This window comes from Macrococcus bovicus (assembly GCF_030376725.1).
Taxonomy (GTDB): Bacteria; Bacillota; Bacilli; order Staphylococcales; family Staphylococcaceae; genus Macrococcus; species Macrococcus bovicus.
The window spans coordinates 1,468,357-1,488,162 of record NZ_CP128470.1 but is presented as its reverse complement, the minus strand read 5'-3'; the positions used below and the strand labels follow the sequence as shown (position 1 = coordinate 1,488,162).

Below are 19,806 nucleotides of genomic sequence, written 5' to 3'. Positions count from 1 at the left end.
ATGTATATCAGACAAGCTTTTGATCTCGTTAAAATGACGGCCGGTCAGACCGGACGCAATCCGGCGGTCGGCTGTATTATTGTGAAGAATGGCGTCATCATCGGGATAGGCGCTCATCTGCAGGAAGGGTCCGCCCATGCAGAGGTACAGGCTATCAGAATGGCAGGTGATGCGACCGGCGCGACACTCTACTGCACACTCGAACCATGTAATCATACAGGCAAGACACCGCCATGTACTGAAGCCATTATTCAGGCAGGCATTAAGAAGGTGGTCTTTGCTGTCCGTGATACAAGTCTGGATGATACGGGTATTCGCTATCTGGAAGCACACGGTGTAGAAGTGGTGCATGCACCAGACGCGGCAGTCTCCGCATTTTATGATGCTTTCTTTATCTCGAAGGAAGAGAAGCGGCCTTACGTCACACTGAAACTGGCTGCCACACTTGACGGTAAGCTTGCGGATGACTTCGGCAACAGTAAATGGCTGACAAATGAGGCGTCACGGCAGGACGTTCATCGACTCAGACATCAGCAGGATGCTGTACTGGTCGGCAGAAAGACTTATGCAGTGGATGAACCGAAGCTTGATGCGCGTCATGTCAGTGAGAAGGTGCCCATAAAGGTGATTATCTCGCGCACAGGTGACGTGACGCTTCACGAGGCGGATAAAACGAGCGGACAGAGAATCATCGTGATCAGTCCGACAGCAGTCCGGCATGCAGAAACCCTGATCACACAGGATTTCCGGCCGGCCCGCCTGCTCGAACTTCTCTACCAAGCAGGTATCAGCCGCTTGATGGTCGAAGGCGGTTCCAGTGTCATCAGTGAATGGATCAATCAGGATTGTTTTGATGAGGTCGTCATTTATTACGCCCCGAAACTACTTGGCGGCACATTAAACAATCGTTTTTATCATACAGAAGAAAGTCGCATGACGCATCTCAGACTGGTGGATATTCAGCAGTTCGAAGATGATGTCCGGCTGACTTATCGAAAGGGGCAATAAGATGTTTACAGGTTTAATCGAAGAAGTGGGTACGATAGAACGTATCAAGCAGCAGGGCGCGCTTACCATGACGATCCGCTGCAAGAAAGTACTTGAAGATATCAAGGTAGGTGACTCGATCGCTGTTGACGGCACTTGTCTGACAGTGACCTCTTTTACCTCTCAGTCTTTTGACGTTGATGTCATCATCGGTACTTCAGACCGCACAAAGTTCAAGTCAGTAAGCGCCGGCTATCCAGTCAATCTGGAGCGGGCACTTCTGCCGACGACGCGTTTAGGCGGTCACTTTGTCTCCGGCCATGTTGATAAGACAGCAAAAGTACTGCGTAAACTGTCGAAAGGTAATGCGGTCGTCTATCACATCAGTCTTGATAAAAATGACCAGAAATATGTGATTCCAAAAGGTTCAATCGCAGTCGACGGTACCTCACTGACTCTCTTTGAGCTGAATGCTCATTACTTCGAGATTCAGCTGATACCGGAGACGCAGCAAGCGACTAAGCTGATGACATTAAAACCGGGGGACACCGTTCATCTTGAGTTTGATATGCTCGGCAAATATATAGTCAGACAGGAGGCGCTCGCATGTTCAGCACAATAGAGGAAGCTCTCAGCGAACTGAAGGCCGGTAAACCGGTGATTGTGGTGGATTCGGAAGACAGAGAGAACGAAGGAGACTTAGTCGCTGTGACAGAATTTGCAGAGCCGGCTGTCCTGAACTTGATGATCACAGAAGCACGGGGCCTTGTCTGTGCCCCTTTATCAAGAGAACTGGCGGAGCGCTTTGAGCTGACACCGATGACTGCACATAATAACGATCCGCACGGCACCGCTTTTACGGTCAGTATCGACCATGTCTCGTCCACGACAGGGATCAGTGTGCAGGAGCGCTTTGATACAGTCCGTGCACTGCTCGGAGAGGATAACCGCTGCTTCAACTCGCCCGGTCATGTCTTCCCGCTGGTGGCCAGAGACGGCGGTGTGCTGGAGAGACAGGGACATACAGAGGCTTGTGTTGACCTGGCTGGATTATGTGGAGCCAGAAAAACGGGCATCATCTGTGAAATCATCAATCCGGACGGAACGATGGCAAGACGAGACGACCTGGTGACGTTCAAAGATAAGCATCAGCTTAAAATGATCACGATCGAAGCGTTGGTTCATTACCGTAAGCAGCAGGAAGCACTGATTAAGCGTGAAGCGGTTGTGGAGATGCCGACAGATTTCGGTCACTTCACGGTCTACGGCTATAGTGAGATCTACAGCGACCGTGAACATGTCGTCTACATGAAGCCTTATACAGGGGTACCTGATATCCGCCTGCATTCCGAATGTCTGACAGGTGATGTCTTCCATTCAAGACGCTGTGACTGCGGGACCCAGCTTGAGAACGGCCTCCGTCATATCAATGAACATGGCGGTCTGCTTATTTATCTGAGACAGGAAGGACGTGGCATCGGCCTGATCAATAAACTGAAGGCTTATGAGAAGATTGAAGAAGGTCTTGATACCGTCGAAGCGAACGAAGCACTCGGTTTTGATGCAGACCTCCGGGATTATGCGGTTGCGGCTTCGATTCTCCGTGACCTCGGTATTCAGTCTGTCAATCTTATCACTAATAATCCGCGGAAGATAGAAGGTTTAAGGGATTACGGCATTGATGTCAGAATACGTATTCCGCATCAGTTTTCGAGCAACCCGGATAACAGCCGTTATTTGGCAACGAAGAAAGAAAAATTAGGACATTTACTGGAGGAAAACTTAATATGAAATATGATGCTAAAGTAACAGGACAAGGACTGAAAATAGCTATTGTCGCTTCTAGATTCAATCATTTTATTACGGACCGCCTGGTGGAGGGAGCTATGGATACCCTGATCCGTCATGGCGTAGAAGCAGAAGATGTCGACCAGTTACTCGTGCCAGGCGCATTTGAGATTCCTTTCATCGCCCAGAAGCTGGCGAAGCAGGAGAAATATGATGCCATCATCACACTGGGCTGCGTCATCCGCGGTGCCACGACCCATTATGATTATGTCTGTAATGAAGTCGCTAAAGGCGTCTCGAAAGCAAACGAATTCGGTATTCCCGTTATCTTCGGCGTCCTGACCACCGAAACGATTGAACAGGCGATTGAACGTGCCGGAACAAAAGCAGGCAATAAAGGCGGCGAAGTAGCGGTCGCTGCCATTGAGATGGCCAATCTGAATAAGATGATATAAAAAAATCGGATGTCGTGATGACATCCGATTTTTCGTATTATCTACGTTTAGCAAGTAAAGCTAATGCTGAAACCGCTGCAACAGCCCCTGCGCCGATTGCCAGGTTTTTATTGACTTGCGGTGTGAAGATTGATTTGGTCACAAGCTGTAAGTTCTGAGGACGTTCCGCTAAACGACGGACGAAGTAGCCGTACCAGTCCTGACCGAATGGCACATAGACACAGAACTGATAGCCTTGTTTCGCGATTTCTTCCTGCAGTTCAGTGCGGAAGCCGTATAACATCTGGAATTCAATCAAGTCTTTGTTTAAGTTATGCTGATTGATGAATTTCTTCACATGATTGATGATGTTATGATCGTGAGTCGCGATTGAAGTCATCGCTTTTGCATTTAAGAGACGCTGTTCGATCAGCTTGATATAGTTCTCATCGATATCTTCTTTCGTCTGATAAGCCACTTCAGGACTTTCTTTGTAAGCCCCTTTGACGAGACGAAGACGTACATCTTTGTATTTCTCGATTTCATCCGTAGCACGGAAGAGATAAGCTTGGATCACTGTACCGACGTTTTTGAACTCACCTTTCAGACGGTCAAGGATTTCAAACGTCTGTACAGTATGATTGTAATCCTCAGTATCCATATTGATATGCATGTTACCGTGCTGGTAGGCAGCCATCAGAATTTCGCGGACGTTCTCGTAGCAGAACTCTTTGTCTACATCGAGACCGATCTGCGTTAATTTGATTGACATATGGGCTTTGACACCGGCATTGTCAATCGCTTTGATCATCGCGATGATTTCTTCTTTGGCTTTAGTTGCTTCTTCCTTAGAAAAAACAAACTCGCCTAAGTTGTCGACAGTCGCTGTGATCCCTTTACTGTTCAATGCTTTGATCGCTTCAATAGTAGATGGAATATCCACCCCAGCTACTACTTTATTTGCACCGAGTGCCAGACCGTATCTTTTTGCTGCTGCATTCAGTGTCTGATTCTCGCTTAACATGATAAAGAAATCTCTTGTTAAACCCATGTTAAAAAACCTCCTAGTGTTTTCATATAACTTAATATATTTTACTACAAATTTTCAAAAAGTTAAGCGTTTTCTTTTTAACTTCATGAGTTATTTTGTAGAAAATTACTCATCACCCTGCAAGTCATAAAAAATAAGTGCCTAATCCTCAGATTGGACACTTTGATCAGCGATGATTTTGCTGTCGAGAGGCTGGACACTGATATCAATCACATGAGGGGCAGCAAAGATGCAGCAGAGTACGATGACAATTTTTTTAATAAAATGCATAAGGGCCTCCTGATGGTCTCTTCTTTAACAGTTTAGCCGGCTAATGTGAAGAAACGTTTAAAGAATTGTAAATTAAATGTTTACTTTTCAATCAGTAAGCGCTTTATTCATGTATAATGTAAAAAAAGATGAAGGAGCAGGAACATGAGAGATTTAGGGGTTTACTTTGGAACATTTGCGCCCTGTCATGTGGGGCATTTTGAACAGATTGTGCGCGCAAAGCGTGAAAATACACGGGCTGTGGTCATCGTGTCAGGTTATGACGGCGACCGCGGGGACTTAGCAGGTATGAGTCTGGTCAACCGTACGAAGTCTATGCGCGAACTATTGAAAGACGATGACAACGTGACCGTTATGAAGCTGGATGAAACGGATATACCGAAATATCCGGCCGGCTGGCAGCCTTGGCTTGAACTCCTTGAGGCGCATATTATAGAAGGAGCCGGTGAATTTAACTCGGTCACGTTCTATGTAGGTGAGGATGAATACATTGAACCGCTGAACACATACTTTACGGCGCAGTGGCCGGACCGCGATATCGTCATCACACGTGTTGACAGACGGATCACAGGTATCAGCGGAACATCCATCCGTGAGAATCCGATCTATAACTGGGACTATGTCACACGTCCGTTCAGAAGATTCTTCGTGCAGAACGTGCTGATCATCGGTACAGCAAGTACAGGTAAGACGACACTGACGCGTGACCTGGCACGTCGATATTCCACTTCGTATTCCCTGGAATATTCTCGTGAATATCAGACAGAACGTCAGGTGAAAGATGATGAACTGGATATCAAGGATCTGCAGGCCATCGGTATCGGCCAGTATGAGGTGAACAGGAAACATATCCATTCACCGGGTACACGTAAAGTTTTCTTTGCGGATACAGATGTGATGACCACCAAGCTCTATTCCAAGATTTATCTGTCTGATGAAGATTATCAGAAAATCGCACCTGTCTTTGACTTCTATATTTCGCAGCAGACATGGGCGCTGATCCTGCTTCTGCCGCCGACGACCACTTATGTCGATGACGGATTCCGCGATATGTCTCAGGCAGATGCAGATTCACGGAACAAAATGCATCAGATGTTCCTGGATGAACTGGAACAGCACGGCCTGATGGAACGGACAGTGGTGCTGCAAGGTGACAGCTTCCAGGAGAAATACGAAGAAGCACATCGACTGGTCGATGAACTGCTGGCGGAAGGGAAAGATAACTGATGTTTCTAGTGAAGGACTTTAAAGGATTTACGACGTATGAGAAAGCGATGTTTGGTCTGTTTCTGCTCGTGCAGATAGGGATTTTCATTTACTTCTGGTTACAGGAAGGGGATGCTGACTGGCTGAATATCATAGCAGGCATATCGGGCGTCCTCTGTGTCATCATGTCCGCTAAAGGGCGGCTCAGTACTTTTTTCTACGGATTGATTCAAGTGGTTTCATACGGCTGGATCAGCTATGAACATAAGTACTATGGTGAAGTAGGTCTGCAGGTTGTATTTGGTATCTTCCAGTTTGTAGGTTTATATTTCTGGCTGAAAAATATGCATTCTGATCAGCTCACTGATGATCCGAATGTTCAGGAAGTGGAATCACGAGGGCTTGATACACGGGGATGGCTGCTGACAGCTGGCATTACTGCGATGATTTATGGTGCCATCGTCTATATCCTGACGACTAAGACAGATGCTAAACAGCCCTGGATAGATGGCGTGGCGACAAGCCTTAGTTTGGTGGGTCAGACATTGATGACCCTGCGTTATAAAGAACAATGGTTCTTCTGGATTGTCATCAATATAGTGTCGATTTTCCTGTGGGCACGCGGCATGTTCCTGAATGGCGGCATAGATGCGGCAGGCATCTCAATGGTGACGATGTGGGTCGCTTTCCTGATCAACAGTGTCTATGGTTATTACTACTGGAAAAAACTGCAGGACGTCCAGGCCGCTGACAAATATTAATTTATTGTAAAGGCAGGCCGTTATTCTTTAAAAACTCTTAATAATTTTCCTTCCGGCAGGATGATAGAATAGATGTATCTTAATGAATATGCTAAAGAGGTGCATCTATGTTTAAAGATATGGCGTTCTACATGTTCGGACATGAAATTGATCCGTTTCTACAGCTTTTTGTTTTTGAGCCGATTGTCATCACCATTATCGCTGTGCTTGCGGCGATTGTGACTAAGAAAGCATGGACGATGGCGTTAGTGATCATTCTTCTCAATATCATTGATAATGCAATTGATGTGAACTTCTTATTCGGTGACCAAGGCATCGGGACGGTTCTCGGACAGAATGTCGCATTCTTCTTCTCGAATATCTTCTCCATGTTCTATGAATTTGTACTGAGCTTCCTATTGGCCGGTCTGCCATTTATGCATAAAAAATTCGGTATCGCTTAAGCGATACCGTTTTTTATTGGTGCTCTTTTTTATAGACCTGCGCTTTATCAGCATATTCCTGCACAATTCGTTCCATATCCTCATAATCATCCGGCGTCAGTTCTCTGACGACTCGAGCGGGTCTGCCAAATGCAAGTGTCCGGGGTGGGATTTTGGTGCCGGGTGTCACGAGTGAGCCTGCGCCGATAAATGCGTATTCGCCGATTTCTGCACCGTCCAGTACAGTGGAATCCATGCCGATCAGTGCGTGGCTTCTGATGATGGCAGAGTGGAGTGTGACTTTATGGCCGATGGTGACGCGGTCTTCAATGATCAGCGGACGGCCTGGGGACTGATGCAGACAGCATAAATCCTGAATATTGCTTTCTGTGCCGATGATGACAGAGCTGACATCACCGCGGATAACGGCATTATACCAGACAGAGGACCCGGCGCCGATCTGAACATCACCTGTTACGACTGCACCTGGTGCGATAAATGCTGTCTCATGTATTTCAGGCTGTTGTCCTTGGTAGTTCACAAGCATGATGAATCTCCCTTTCTTTTTTTGGTATAATTAATTCTATCATGAAAGAGGAAAGTAGGCAGAGTTATGTGGAAGTGGGAAACGGAAAAAACAGCTAAAGGTGTCGTCGTGATTGTCCACAGTATACTGGAGCATCATGGACGTTATGCCTGGCTGATCACACAGTTAAGACGTCAAGGCTACCATGTCATCATGGGGGACCTGCCTGGCCAGGGCCAGACCTCACGTGTCAGGAAAGGGCATATCCAATCTTTTGCGGACTACAGAGAAGCCGTTCTCGACTGGATAGATGTCGCAGAATCTTACTATTTACCGGTATTCGTCATCGGTGCGGGGCTGGGCGGCCTGATCATCACTAATCTGCTGGAACATGTGACACTTAAGCTGGAAGGTGTCATCCTGCTGTCGCCTCTCTTCGGTTTTCAGCATACCACGACGACCCGCAAGAATTTCTTCGCCTCCAGTTTCGGCGGGACATCTAAGGACGCCAAGTTTGATATGAAGATTGCTTATGATCAGCTGACCCGCTCTGAAGATGCCATCGCTGAGGTGCAGAATGATCCTCTGATGGTGAGTCAGGTAAGTTTCCACTGGTATCGTTCAATCATTGAGACGATGAAGGAGACGATGGAGAATCTGGACCGCATTGAGCCGGTTGCGATTCAGCTGCACTACGGGACTGAAGACCATCTGGTAGACTTATCTCAGGTCAAGGTCTTTGAACGTGAGATGACTTGTGAAGTGAAGGAGTGGCCGGGGCTTTACCATGAACTTCATCAGGAACCGGAAAATGAGCAAGTGCTGGCGGAAATAGTTGCTTTTATGGATAAAAGAATCGAATATATAGGGTTGATTGTTGAATAAAAGGGTAATGATAAGGTAATAATGGGGCAGACAGGGGGCATTTGATGTCACGCGAAAAGAATGAATTAAGCGATATGGTCGCTTTAAATGAATTACAGAAAGAAATCGATACAATCTTTGATGTTATCCAAACCCGTTTTGATTTGTCTAAGGAAGAATATTTGGCGCTTGTCGCGTTATGGGATAACGGTCCGATGTCGATGAAACGTCTGAATCAATATGTAGATATCAAACCTTATAAGCGGACACGCTTTTTCAATAATTTAGTCACAAAAGGCTGGATCTATAAAGAGCGGCCAGCTAACGATGAAAGAACAGTCATCATTCATTACAACGAAAAAAGAGCGGCTGATAAAGAGGAGATTGTCAACGCTGCCTGTTCAGCAATCAAGAATAATATGAATGACTTCAGGACTTATTTTGACCAGGTTCTTAATATATGTAAATAAAAACGGTAAGCCTTGGCTTACCGTTTTTCTATTGCACATACAAAAGGCGGGTTGTTCTTCTGATTGATAAACCCGTACTGGATGATATGTGCGAGATTCTGATCGAATTCACTCAGGAACTGCAAGACTGCCTCTTTTTCAATCTGCCCCTCTGCATGACCCGGATAGATGACCAGGATGATGATGCCGCCAGGTTTAAGCAGATTGAAGAGTTCAGTGATCGCTGTTATTGTCGTCTCAGGTAGCGTGGTGATGGATTTATCACCTTTCGGCAGGTAGCCGAGATTGAAGATAGCGCAGCTGATTGCCTCCGTCACATACTGACTGACGTGCTCGTGCCCATCCTGGATAAAGGTGATATGCGCGTGATCCTGTGTCTTCAGCTGCGCATTCTGAATCGCAGCTTCCTGAATATCAAATGCATAGACATGACCTGTCTCTGTCACTTTCTCAGCGAGGTAGAGCGTGTCGTTACCGTTACCACAGGTGGCATCGACGACTGTATCACCGGGTGCTGCTGCCAGGTCAATGAGCTGTTTCGAGAAGGGCAGAATTCCTTTAAGCTTCATGAACAGGATCCTTAAAGTGTTTGCCTTGCCAGCTATCGCGGCGGATAAGCTCCTGGTCAATCGCGTTCAGCACTTCCCATTTATTGACGCTCCACATCGGGCCGATCATGAGCTCAATCGGGCCGTCACCTGTGATACGGTGGATGATCATTTCGGGTGGCAAGAGCTCCAGCTGGTCTGCGACGAGATTCACGTAGTCTTCTTTTGACATGAACTCAAGCTTGCCCTTTTCGTACTGCTTGATCATCGGAGTCCCTTTCAGAAGATGGAGGAGGTGAATCTTGATACCTTGGACATCCATCTCAGCGACAGCTCGAGCTGTTTCCATCATCATGTCATAGTCTTCACCCGGCAGGCCGTTGATGATATGCGAACAGATATTGATATTGTGTTTACGCAGCTTGGCCACACCCTCGTAGTAGCACTGCATATCGTGCGCCCGGTTGATCAGGTCTGATGTTTCCTGATGCACAGTCTGCAGACCAAGCTCCACCCATAGATAAGTTCGCTCGTTTAATTCGGCCAGATATTCGACCACATCGTCCGGCAGACAGTCAGGCCGTGTCGCGATAGACAGGCCCACAACGCCTTCTTGAGCGAGCGCTGCTTCATATTTTTCTTTCAGGACGTGAAGGGGCGCATGGGTATTCGTATAGGCCTGGAAATAGGCGATGTACTTGCCTTCTTTCCATTTCTCGTGGGTGCGGTTCTTGATTTTCTCAAACTGAACAGGAATCGGATCGACCCGTTCACCCGCGAAGTCGCCGGAACCGGCTACAGAACAGAATGTACAGCCGCCGTGTGCAACTGTGCCGTCCCGGTTCGGGCAGTCAAATCCACCTTCAAGTGCGACCTTGAAGATCTTCTGGCCGAATTTCTGGCGAAGATGGTAGTTCCATGTATGATAACGTTTATTGTCTAATGCATATTTAAATTGTTCCATTTAGTCTCACCTTTCTTATTGTAGGATTTTAACACAAAACATTGTCTTACAGTGAGAAAAAAGTTACGCTTGAAGAAGTGAGGTGAAAAAATATGAAGATGCCTAAATTAGTGTGGCTGCTGGTTATCGGTATGGCAGTCAATGTGACAGGGGCAAGTTTTATCTGGCCGCTGAACACTATCTATATACATAATGAACTGGGCAAGAGCTTGAGTGTCGCAGGGATTGTGCTCATGCTCAACTCCGGCGCCTCTGTCGTCGGTAATCTGATCGGCGGACAGATGTTCGACCGCTTCGGTGGTTATTTATCGGTCATGACCGGTATCATGGTCGCGCTGATCAGTCTGGTCGGCATGGTTGTGATTCATTCGTGGCCATGGTATCCAGTGTGGTTGATTCTGGTCGGCTTCGGCTCAGGGATCGTCTTTCCCTCCATCTACGCGATGGCAGGAGTGGCATGGCCGGAAGGAGGGAGACGGACATTCAATGCCATCTATCTCGCCCAGAATTTAGGGGTGGCGCTCGGCGCTGCGCTTGGTGGTTTTATGGCGGATATCAGTTTCAATATCATCTTTGTCGCCAATTTGGTACTGTTCGTTGTCTTCTTCCTGATTGCGCTATTCGGTTACCGGGAGGCAGGCCAGCTTCACAAAGGCCGTAAAGTTGAGGAAGTGAAGAAGATTGTGGATAAGAGCAGGTACCATGCACTGCTATTGATCTGTGCCGCTTACTGTCTGTGTTGGATAGGTTATGTCCAGTGGCAGACCACCATCTCAAGCTATACGCAGACCATCGGCATCAGTCTGCAGCAGTACAGTATGCTGTGGGCGATAAACGGTGTGCTGATTTTAGTGGGTCAGCCATTGATCCGGCCTGTCATCCGTCTGATTGAAGACAAGATCAAGACCCAGATTGCGGTGGGGATCTCCATTTTCATCGTATCCTTTATCGTGACTATTTATGCTGAGAATTTTGTGATGTTTGTCATCGGTATGGTGATTCTGACCATCGGCGAAATGTTCGTCTGGCCGGCCGTGCCGACTATTGCGAATATGCTGGCGCCTGAAGGACGGGTCGGGACGTATCAAGGCATCGTCAATTCGACTGCGACACTCGGCCGTGCTATTGGTCCGGTCGTCGGCGGTGTCATCGTCGACCTCTATAATATGCAGGTGATGTTTGGCGTGATGATTGCGTTACTCGTTGTGAGCTTCGTGTTCTTGAAGGTATATGATAGAGGGCTGGCTAAGTGATGGGGACGGAGAAGATAATATCGGACACTCAAAAGGTAACTTATACTTGAGTGTCCGATTTTTGGTTTTTATGGGACACTCAACTCTGGATAATAGAATGAGTGTCCGATAAACGCAACTTACCGGACACCCGGCTACCAATATCCGATATACTTAGTGCGAAGTATAATAGGCGCCTTTACAGTTGCTTCGTTTCACAAAATATTTACATAAAAATCTTCTGACTGTTCTTTTATCAAGGTTGCCGTCAATCCATTCATGGACCCTTTGAACTGTAAAGGATTCGTCATTAAATAGACGTCTTAATTCTTCGACAGCAAGTTTCAAGTAGTCCTCACTGGTATATACTTTGACACGAACATTTAAATTGTCGCTCAGTCATTCTTTGAATGAAGTCCTGTTCACATAAGCAAAGCACACCTTTTTTGGCTTCGTTAAAACGCAGTGCAGGGCATTTTGAATGTCGAGACGATAGCATGTGTTCTTGAAGTAAGATCGACTGAAGCTGTTCATGTGAGTAGAAGTTTGGGACTTTTGATAGCTGGCTGATCAGAGAAATACTATCGAAATAACTGAGACAGTTATTATTTTTCTGGACGCCATAAACTCTTTGCGCCGGATTAATGAAAACGTGAAAGTAGTTAACCTTGTAGTTGAGCTGATGGTAGTCCAGGAAACGCGCCACCAGTTTTTGTGTGCGGACTTTCTTCAGTGCGTAGCCTTCAATTTCAACCATTCGATCAGTAAAATAAAAAGAACCATTGTGCAGTGTGACGTCATAATGAGTCCATTTGACTTCAAAAATATAGATCTCGTCCTGCATGACAGCGAGACAGTCAATCTGAAATTCTTTGTTGAAGATCTGTAGATGCAGATCCTGAAAGATAAGGCCGTTATCCATGTAAGTCTGGATGATTTTTTCAAAGAGTATTTCGCCGTTCAGTCCGAGAAGATTTTTATTTAAGTCACTCAATTCTTCTGCGCTTAATTCCGCACGATGCTTGATCTGCTGCCAGATGGGTTGAACTCTGTTTTTAACAATCTCCACCCTACACCTCCTGTCCTTTATTGTAACTAGTAATTTTTTTAACCTGTAAAAACTTCTTGCACAAACTCTTCAATCATTTTATAGTAGATAATAACTGGAGTAGTAACCTTGAATCATTTATAGAGAGTCAGTGGGGGTGTGAACTGACAATGAGTACAGGTGAACTTGCCGGGGTTCTGAAATTTAACACATTAAGCTGCACTTAACAGTGAATTGCGGGTGGTACCGCGGTTGTCTATAGAAGACAGTCGTCCCTCTTGATAGGGATGACTGTCTTTATTTATTTAAGGAGGAATGACCATGAGTTTTAATCATCAGAAAATTGAAAAGAAATGGCAGCAGTACTGGGCTGAAAATAAGACGTTCAAAACAGAGGAGCATTCTGATAAGCCGAAATTCTATGCCCTTGATATGTTCCCTTATCCATCAGGTGCAGGTCTTCATGTCGGACATCCGGAAGGCTATACAGCGACAGATATCATGTCCCGTTTCCGTCGTATGCAAGGCTATAACGTCCTTCATCCGATGGGCTGGGATGCATTTGGTCTCCCGGCAGAACAATATGCGATTGATACAGGCAATGACCCTGCCGAATTCACGCTGAAAAACATTCAGACGTTCAAACGTCAGATCCAGGAACTCGGCTTCAGCTATGACTGGGACCGTGAAGTCAATACAACTGACCCGAAATATTATAAATGGACACAATGGATTTTCATCCAGCTCTATAACAAAGGTCTCGCTTACGTTGATGAAGTGGCAGTGAACTGGTGTCCGGCGCTCGGCACTGTCCTGTCCAATGAAGAAGTGGTCGACGGCAAATCAGAACGTGGCGGCCATCCGGTCATCCGTAAACCGATGCGGCAATGGGTGCTGAAAATCACTGACTACGCAGACCGTCTGCTGGAAGACCTGGACGAACTTGACTGGCCGGAATCACTGAAGGATATGCAGCGCAACTGGATCGGCCGTTCAGAAGGAGCGGAAGTGACATTTAAAGTGAAAGATTCAGAACAGGCATTTGAGGTCTTCACGACACGTCCTGACACAATCTTCGGTGCCACTTATGCCGTCCTGTCACCTGAGCATGCCTTGGTCGAAGCGATCACGACAGCCGGCCAGCAGGAAGCGGTCAAAGAATACCAGGAGCAGGCAGCGCGTAAATCTGATCTCGAACGTACGGACCTCGCGAAAGAGAAGACAGGGGTCTTCACAGGCGCTTATGCAGTCAATCCGTTCACAGGTGAAGAGATGCAGATCTGGATCTCTGACTATGTTCTTGCTTCTTACGGCACGGGTGCCATCATGGCGGTGCCGGCGCATGATGAACGCGATTATGACTTCGCGAAGCAGTTCGAGCTGCCGATCGTGCAGGTAGTTGAAGGTGGCGATATCACCACTGGACCGTTCACCGGTGACGGCGTGCATATCAACTCGGGCGAGCTCGATGGCCTGAACAAGGAAGAAGGCATTCAGAAAGCCATCGCCATGCTGGAAGACAAGAAAATCGGGCAGAAGAAAATCAGCTACAAGCTGCGTGACTGGTTATTCTCACGTCAGCGTTACTGGGGAGAGCCGATTCCAGTCATTACCTGGGAAGACGGCACGATGACGACAGTACCAGAAGAAGAACTGCCGCTGATGCTGCCGAAGACTGAGCATATCAAACCATCAGGTACAGGTGAATCACCGCTTGCGAATATTGACGACTTCGTCAATGTCGTTGATCCGAAAACAGGCATGAAGGGTCGCCGTGAGACGAATACCATGCCGCAGTGGGCCGGCAGCTGCTGGTATTACCTGCGTTATATTGATCCGCATAACGATGAAGCGCTGGCAGATCCTGAGAAACTGAAAGAATGGCTACCGGTCGACCTCTATATCGGCGGAGCAGAGCATGCGGTTCTTCATTTACTGTACGCTCGCTTCTGGCACAAAGTGCTATACGATATCGGTGCCGTACCGACAAAAGAACCTTTCCAGAAATTACTGAACCAGGGCATGATTCTCGGTGAAGGTAACGAGAAGATGAGTAAATCGAAAGGGAATGTCGTCAATCCGGACGATATCGTCGCGTCACACGGTGCAGATACACTGCGTCTTTACGAAATGTTCATGGGACCGCTTGAAGCATCGATCGCCTGGAGTACAAATGGCTTAGACGGCGCACGTCGTTTCCTTGACCGTATCTACCGTCTCTTCATCACAGAACAGGGAACGCTCGCTGAGAAGGTGACGACAGAGGCGACACCGGCACTTGATAAGGTCTATCACCAGACCGTGAAAAAAGTGACTGAAGACTACGAGGCACTGGGCTTCAATACAGCTATTTCTCAGATGATGGTCTTTATCAATGAAGGCTACAAACAGGAGAAGATCAACAAAGAATATGTGGAAGGCTTTGTTAAAATGCTGTCTCCTATCGCACCGCATATCGCTGAGGAACTCTGGTATAAGCTGGGCCATACAGAGACCATCACTTATGCTGAGTGGCCGACATTTGATGCTTCTAAGCTGGTTGACGCTGAAGTGGAAATCGTCATCCAGATTAATGGTAAGCTGAAGAAGAAAGCATTGATCCAGAAAGACATGCCAAAAGAAGAGCTGGAAGCTTTTGCACTCGCTGAAGAAGAAATTAAGACAGCGATTGACGGCAAGACGGTACGTAAAGTCATCGCAGTGCCGAATAAGCTCGTTAATATCGTAGCGAATTAGGAGGAGACTATGACTTACGAAATATCGCCTCAGGAACTGATGCAGAAGATGGATTATGAAGGGCTCCACATCATTGATGTACGTGAAGACTATGAGGTTCAGATGGGGATGCTTAAAGGGGCAAGACACATCCCGATGAATACAATCCCTGACTATATGCCGGAATTCAAGCAGGACGAACCTTATTATATCGTCTGTGCACATGGCATCCGCAGTGAAAAAGTAACAGAATATCTACGCGACCATGACATTGAAGCATTCAATGTCACAGGTGGTATGGCAGCATTCTAAGAAAGCGGTTCTCCATTCAGAGAGCCGCTTTCTGTGCGTTAAGACCTGCAACATAACCTGTCACAAGTGCACTGGTAATATTATAGCCGCCGGTATAGCCGTGGATATCCAGCACTTCCCCGCAGAAGAAAAGATTATCATGCAGCTTTGACTGCATCGTTGCGGGATGGATTTCCTTGACACTGACGCCGCCACCAGTCACGAAGGCCTTTTCAATGGATAAGGTGCCGTTTACGGTGAACTGAAACTGTTTTAAGGCTGCGATAAAAGTGTTCAGAGCATCGCGTTTCAGATGGTGATAGCTTGTTGATTCCTCAATGCCGGCACGCTCGAGTAAGAAGAGGAGGTAACGCTCATGCACGAGCCCTTTCAGGCTGTTTTTAATCGACTTGTCAGGATTGTGCTTGAGTCTGTCATGAATTCGCTTCGTCACCTCATGCAGTGATTCCTCGGGGAAGACATCGATGGTCATCTGAATATCTCTTGTTTTCTGCCGCTGCTGTTCCTTATAGACGAACTGTGAGCAGCGAAGAGCGGCGGGGCCTGAGATGCCGAAATGGGTGAAGAGCATATCCATCCGGTGGGTGATGACAGGCTTGCCGTTCTTTCTGAGCACACTTAAGGCTACGTTCTGCAGACTTAAGCCCTGCAGTACTTTTGACTTGATGAACGGTTCGCTGGAAGTGATCGGTACTTCAGTCGGAAAGAGGTCTGTGATGGTGTGTCCAGCCTGTTCAGCGAAGCGGTAACCATCCCCGGTCGAGCCTGTCTGGGGCACACTTTTACCGCCTGTCGCAATGATGACGTTCTGACTGTGAAATGCACCGCGCGCTGTGTCGACGCCGATGATTCTGTTGTCGTCCATGATCAGCTGGTTGACCGTCAGATTGGTCTTGATCTCCACCTGATTGTCTTCTAAATTTTTCAGCAGGGTCGCTACTACGTCTTTAGCGTTATTGGAAACCGGAAACATGCGGCCGTGATCTTCCTCTTTTAACTGGACGCCTTTATTTTCGAAGTAAGAGATAATGCTTTCATTGTCGAACGTATTGAAGGCGCTGTACAAAAACTTGCCGTTTCCCGGGATATGCTTGATGATCTCCTCGTAAGGCAGTCGATTGGTGACATTACAGCGGCCACCCCCTGATATTTGCAGCTTACGGCCGAGCTGGTCTTTCTTGTCGATAAGCAGAACGCGGCCGCCTTCTGCGCTGGCACTGATGGCAGCCATCAGTCCGCTCGGACCGCCGCCGATGACTATGGTCTGATACATGTTGATGCTCCTTTTCTTAATTAAAAGTAGTTAACCTGATGTAAAGATGATAATATATGAATAGTTTAAAACTAGATAGTTAGGGATGAAGATATGTCAGAAAGTAATTCATTAGTGAGAAGTACCTTTATATTAACCGCCAGTATATTTATTACGAAGGTACTCGGCATTCTATACGTCATACCGTTTTACGCGATTATCGGCGGTGAAGAGAACTTAGCGCCCTATACTTATGCCTACCAGCCGTATGTCGTCATGCTGACGATTGCCGGTGCTGGGGTGCCGCTCGCTGTCGCGAAGTATGTCTCGAAATACAATGCGCTGGGTGCATACCGGGTCAGTGAGAAGCTCTACAAGTCAAGTCTGCTCGTGATGAGCCTCTCCGGTCTCTTAGGCTTTATTATACTTTATTTACTCTCTCCGATGATAGCAGAAGCGACTTTAGCAGGTGACGGCCAGAACGGTGTCTGGTCAGTCGATGATATCACCCATATCATGCGGGTGATTTCGTTTGCGGTTATCTTTATTCCGTTCCTTGCCACTTGGCGCGGTATTTTTCAGGGCTACGATTCAATGGGGCCGACTGCTGTGTCGACTGTCATTGAACAGATTGCCCGCATCCTTTTCCTGCTCGGTGGCGCTTACCTCGTACTGCACGTCTTGGACAAAGGACTGTTACTCGCGAACGAAGTGGCGACGTTCGCTGCTGCTATCGGTGCGATCTTTGCACTTCTTACGCTCTGGTACTACTGGCGTAAACGTAAACCATTTATCGATCAGATGATTGACTCAGACGAAACGTCAATAGATGTCGGCTACCGTGCGATGTATAAGGAGATTCTGCTCTACAGTGTACCCTTTGTCATTGTCAGCTTGAGTGTGCCGCTCTATATCATGATCGATCAGTTCACACATAATAAAGGGCTGGCAATTGCGGGAGTGCCGTCAGAACTCCATGACCAGTTGCTGACGATGCTGAACCTGACGACCAATAAACTGGTGATGATACCGACATCCTTAGCAGGCGGATTCGCTATCAGCGTGGTGCCTTCCATCACACGGACGTATGCATCGGGCAGAATCAGAGAGATGCATCAGCAGATCAGAACGTCTCTCGGTGTTCTTATGTATCTGACAGTCCCTGCCTCACTCGGCATCATGCTGCTTGCAGCGCCTCTTTACACAGTGTTCTACAGCTATAGCGCAACAGCGACGCAGATTCTGATGTTCTACGCACCGGCGGGCATACTGCTGTCATTGACATCAGTCACGGCTGCTATTCTGCAGGGGATTGACAAACAGGCACTGACAGTCTGGATCGTGCTCGGCTCGATCGCCATCAAAGCCATCCTTAATCTGCCGCTGATTATTCTGTTCCATACGAACGGGGCGGTTCTTTCTACCTCTATCGCCATGCTGTTCGCCATTATCTGCAATATGATGGTGATCCGTAAATATGGTCATTTTCCGCTCCGCTCAACCTTTAAAGAGATGCTGCAGATTGCGACTTTTACAGGCATCATGCTGGCAGTCGTCGGCCTGATCTACTGGATACTGCTGCATTTCTTAAGCGTAGAATCGAAAGGGCAGTCACTGATTATTCTCGTCATCTGCGGCACTGTGGGTATTATGGTCTACGCCCTGATCACGCTGAAAACCGGTCACGCTGAACGCTACTTAGGCAAACGTGTCGGTAAACTTGCCGGAAAGCTGCATCTCAGATGAGGCTCGATAAATTTCTGGCGAATCACGGCATGGGGACGCGGACAGAAGTGAAACAGCTGATTAAAAAAGGCAGCGTACAAGTCAATGAGGTCATCGTTAGAAAGGCCGATTACCAATTAAACCCGGAAACGGACCAGGTGCTCTGTCAAGGCGAAGAAGTGCGCTATGTCGACGAACTCTTCATCATTCTGAATAAACCGGCAGGGGTCATCAGTGCAACGGAAGATCATCTTCATGATACTGTTATTGACCTGATGCCGGAATATCAGCATTTTCAGCTGCATCCTGTCGGCCGGCTGGATAAGGACACGGAAGGTCTGCTCATATTGACGACAGATGGCCAGTTCACGCATGACGTGCTGAGTCCGAAAAAACACGTCAATAAGACGTATTACGCCGAACTGGATGGGACGGTGACAGATGAGACTGTCGCTCAGTTCGCAGCAGGTATCACATTGGATGACGGTTACCGCTGTATGCCGGCAGCACTGAAGATCATCAAGTCGCATATCATTGAGGTCACGATCCAGGAAGGGAAGTTTCACCAGGTGAAGCGTATGTTTCAGGCGGTCGGCTCTACGGTCACTTATTTGAAGAGAATTCAGATGGGCGGTCTTGAGCTGCCCGCTGACCTCGCAACCGGTGCGTACCGCGAAATGACGGCAGAAGAAATAAATCGCGTACAGCATGTTTAAAGGTATAAGGGCTGGGTATATTTTAACTACAAATATACTATTCAGAGGTGGATGACCATGAACAACAAACCAAGTTTATTACGTACAGCTTTAGTTCTCGGAGGAACTGCTGTTGCAGCTATCCTTTCTAAAAAAGAAAACCGCGATCTGTTAATGAATGAATTCAACAAAGCGAAACAGGATCCGAATGCTTATAAAGCTAATCTGACAGAAAAAGCAAATAATTTAACGCAAGTAGCTAAAGAAGAGGTTTCGAAAGCAAAAGAAGATCCAAACGCTTATAAAGCGAACTTAACAGACAAAGTAAAAGAAAAAGCAGCACCTGTTATCGATAAAGTCAAAGGCAACGAAGGTGACTTCCCTAAAAACCAGGCGAATACACAAGAGCAAGTGACGACGTTTGATGATGAAGGTGGCGCAAGCAACATTCATATCGTAACGGATCACAACAACGTGACGGATAATAATCCGACTGCAGTCAATAAAAACGACCTTAAATAATCTTTATGAAAAGC

General features: G+C 47.1%; 22 protein-coding genes. 15 read left to right on the top strand and 7 right to left on the bottom strand.

The genetic code is table 11. From position 1 onward, the window contains the following. Genes ribD through ribH form a run of 4 tightly spaced genes read left to right on the top strand, consistent with a single transcriptional unit; the run spans nucleotide 1 to nucleotide 3,230 of the window. On the top strand, nucleotides 1–1,008 hold the full coding sequence (gene ribD / locus QSV55_RS08095) for a bifunctional diaminohydroxyphosphoribosylaminopyrimidine deaminase/5-amino-6-(5-phosphoribosylamino)uracil reductase RibD (protein WP_289649817.1): 1,008 nt from the start codon (nucleotides 1–3) through the stop codon (nucleotides 1,006–1,008). A gap of 1 nt (nucleotide 1,009) precedes the next feature. After that, nucleotides 1,010–1,609, top strand: a complete 600-nt coding sequence (locus QSV55_RS08090; protein ID WP_289649816.1) for a riboflavin synthase — start codon at nucleotides 1,010–1,012, stop codon at nucleotides 1,607–1,609. Beyond that, entirely contained in the window at nucleotides 1,594–2,778 is a 1,185-nt protein-coding gene (gene ribB, locus QSV55_RS08085; RefSeq protein ID WP_289649815.1) for a 3,4-dihydroxy-2-butanone-4-phosphate synthase, read from the top strand. The genes QSV55_RS08090 and ribB overlap by 16 nt, the downstream gene beginning before the upstream one ends. Next, complete coding sequence (ribH, locus tag QSV55_RS08080; RefSeq protein ID WP_289649814.1) at nucleotides 2,775–3,230, top strand: 6,7-dimethyl-8-ribityllumazine synthase; 456 nt, start codon at nucleotides 2,775–2,777, stop codon at nucleotides 3,228–3,230. Before ribB ends, ribH begins: the two co-directional genes overlap by 4 nt. Before the next feature lie 37 nt (nucleotides 3,231–3,267). Here ribH and QSV55_RS08075 read toward each other — a convergent pair whose 3' ends face one another. Both QSV55_RS08075 and QSV55_RS08070 read right to left on the bottom strand, forming a co-directional pair. Further along, nucleotides 3,268–4,260: a proline dehydrogenase gene (locus QSV55_RS08075; protein WP_289649813.1), complete on the bottom strand. Its 993-nt coding sequence runs from the start codon at nucleotides 4,258–4,260 to the stop codon at nucleotides 3,268–3,270. A 141-nt stretch (nucleotides 4,261–4,401) separates the two neighbouring features. Beyond that, nucleotides 4,402–4,530: a hypothetical protein gene (locus QSV55_RS08070; RefSeq protein WP_279512555.1), complete on the bottom strand. Its 129-nt coding sequence runs from the start codon at nucleotides 4,528–4,530 to the stop codon at nucleotides 4,402–4,404. Nucleotides 4,531–4,674: 144 nt separating this feature from the next. On the opposite strand from QSV55_RS08070, the gene QSV55_RS08065 reads away from it, so the two are divergent. The 3 genes from QSV55_RS08065 (at nucleotide 4,675) to QSV55_RS08055 (ending at nucleotide 6,940) form a co-directional block, all read left to right on the top strand. Then, nucleotides 4,675–5,757, top strand: a complete 1,083-nt coding sequence (locus QSV55_RS08065; protein ID WP_289649811.1) for an AAA family ATPase — start codon at nucleotides 4,675–4,677, stop codon at nucleotides 5,755–5,757. After that, a complete protein-coding gene (pnuC, locus tag QSV55_RS08060; RefSeq protein WP_289649810.1) occupies nucleotides 5,757–6,497 on the top strand; it encodes a nicotinamide riboside transporter PnuC in 741 nt (246 codons plus the stop codon). The genes QSV55_RS08065 and pnuC overlap by 1 nt, the downstream gene beginning before the upstream one ends. A gap of 107 nt (nucleotides 6,498–6,604) precedes the next feature. Then, complete coding sequence (locus QSV55_RS08055; protein ID WP_289649809.1) at nucleotides 6,605–6,940, top strand: hypothetical protein; 336 nt, start codon at nucleotides 6,605–6,607, stop codon at nucleotides 6,938–6,940. A gap of 13 nt (nucleotides 6,941–6,953) precedes the next feature. Here QSV55_RS08055 and QSV55_RS08050 read toward each other — a convergent pair whose 3' ends face one another. Next, a complete protein-coding gene (locus QSV55_RS08050; RefSeq protein WP_289649808.1) occupies nucleotides 6,954–7,466 on the bottom strand; it encodes a gamma carbonic anhydrase in 513 nt (170 codons plus the stop codon). Between the two features lie 66 nt (nucleotides 7,467–7,532). On the opposite strand from QSV55_RS08050, the gene QSV55_RS08045 reads away from it, so the two are divergent. Both QSV55_RS08045 and QSV55_RS08040 read left to right on the top strand, forming a co-directional pair. Next, on the top strand, nucleotides 7,533–8,330 hold the full coding sequence (locus QSV55_RS08045; protein WP_289649807.1) for an alpha/beta hydrolase: 798 nt from the start codon (nucleotides 7,533–7,535) through the stop codon (nucleotides 8,328–8,330). Nucleotides 8,331–8,374: 44 nt separating this feature from the next. Continuing rightward, on the top strand, nucleotides 8,375–8,779 hold the full coding sequence (locus QSV55_RS08040) for a transcriptional regulator, SarA/Rot family (protein ID WP_133451635.1): 405 nt from the start codon (nucleotides 8,375–8,377) through the stop codon (nucleotides 8,777–8,779). A gap of 17 nt (nucleotides 8,780–8,796) precedes the next feature. Here QSV55_RS08040 and mnmM read toward each other — a convergent pair whose 3' ends face one another. Next, nucleotides 8,797–9,348 carry a tRNA 5-(aminomethyl)-2-thiouridylate-methyltransferase MnmM gene (gene mnmM, locus QSV55_RS08035; protein ID WP_289649806.1) on the bottom strand — a complete coding sequence of 184 codons (552 nt, stop codon included), beginning with the start codon at nucleotides 9,346–9,348 and terminating at the stop codon, nucleotides 8,797–8,799. Further along, a complete protein-coding gene (gene mnmL, locus QSV55_RS08030) occupies nucleotides 9,338–10,291 on the bottom strand; it encodes a tRNA modification radical SAM protein MnmL/YtqA (protein WP_289649805.1) in 954 nt (317 codons plus the stop codon). Before mnmL ends, mnmM begins: the two co-directional genes overlap by 11 nt. A 92-nt stretch (nucleotides 10,292–10,383) precedes the next feature. Between mnmL and QSV55_RS08025 the strand changes: the two genes are divergently transcribed. Continuing rightward, complete coding sequence (locus QSV55_RS08025) at nucleotides 10,384–11,544, top strand: MDR family MFS transporter (RefSeq protein WP_289649804.1); 1,161 nt, start codon at nucleotides 10,384–10,386, stop codon at nucleotides 11,542–11,544. Between the two features lie 334 nt (nucleotides 11,545–11,878). Here QSV55_RS08025 and QSV55_RS08020 read toward each other — a convergent pair whose 3' ends face one another. Further along, the gene (locus QSV55_RS08020) at nucleotides 11,879–12,592 is read right to left on the bottom strand and encodes a nuclease-related domain-containing protein (protein WP_289649802.1); all 714 of its coding nucleotides are present in this window, start codon (nucleotides 12,590–12,592) and stop codon (nucleotides 11,879–11,881) included. A 300-nt stretch (nucleotides 12,593–12,892) separates the two neighbouring features. Here QSV55_RS08020 and leuS point away from each other — a divergent pair, with 300 nt between their 5' ends. After that, nucleotides 12,893–15,307 (top strand): leucine--tRNA ligase, encoded by a 2,415-nt coding sequence (gene leuS, locus QSV55_RS08015; protein ID WP_289649801.1) that lies wholly within the window; start codon nucleotides 12,893–12,895, stop codon nucleotides 15,305–15,307. 9 nt (nucleotides 15,308–15,316) lie between these two features. Further along, nucleotides 15,317–15,598, top strand: a complete 282-nt coding sequence (locus QSV55_RS08010) for a rhodanese-like domain-containing protein (protein ID WP_289649800.1) — start codon at nucleotides 15,317–15,319, stop codon at nucleotides 15,596–15,598. Nucleotides 15,599–15,614: 16 nt separating this feature from the next. Here the strand turns inward: QSV55_RS08010 and QSV55_RS08005 are convergent, their stop codons facing one another. Continuing rightward, a complete protein-coding gene (locus tag QSV55_RS08005; protein WP_289649799.1) occupies nucleotides 15,615–16,871 on the bottom strand; it encodes a BaiN/RdsA family NAD(P)/FAD-dependent oxidoreductase in 1,257 nt (418 codons plus the stop codon). Between the two features lie 93 nt (nucleotides 16,872–16,964). Between QSV55_RS08005 and QSV55_RS08000 the strand changes: the two genes are divergently transcribed. Genes QSV55_RS08000 through QSV55_RS07990 form a run of 3 tightly spaced genes read left to right on the top strand, consistent with a single transcriptional unit; the run spans nucleotide 16,965 to nucleotide 19,792 of the window. Next, nucleotides 16,965–18,596, top strand: coding sequence for a putative polysaccharide biosynthesis protein (locus QSV55_RS08000; protein ID WP_289649798.1), 1,632 nt, complete (start codon nucleotides 16,965–16,967; stop codon nucleotides 18,594–18,596). Further along, on the top strand, nucleotides 18,593–19,291 hold the full coding sequence (locus QSV55_RS07995; protein WP_289649797.1) for a pseudouridine synthase: 699 nt from the start codon (nucleotides 18,593–18,595) through the stop codon (nucleotides 19,289–19,291). Before QSV55_RS08000 ends, QSV55_RS07995 begins: the two co-directional genes overlap by 4 nt. A 57-nt stretch (nucleotides 19,292–19,348) precedes the next feature. Then, the gene (locus QSV55_RS07990) at nucleotides 19,349–19,792 is read left to right on the top strand and encodes a YtxH domain-containing protein (RefSeq protein WP_289649796.1); all 444 of its coding nucleotides are present in this window, start codon (nucleotides 19,349–19,351) and stop codon (nucleotides 19,790–19,792) included. Nucleotides 19,793–19,806 lie beyond the last annotated feature (14 nt).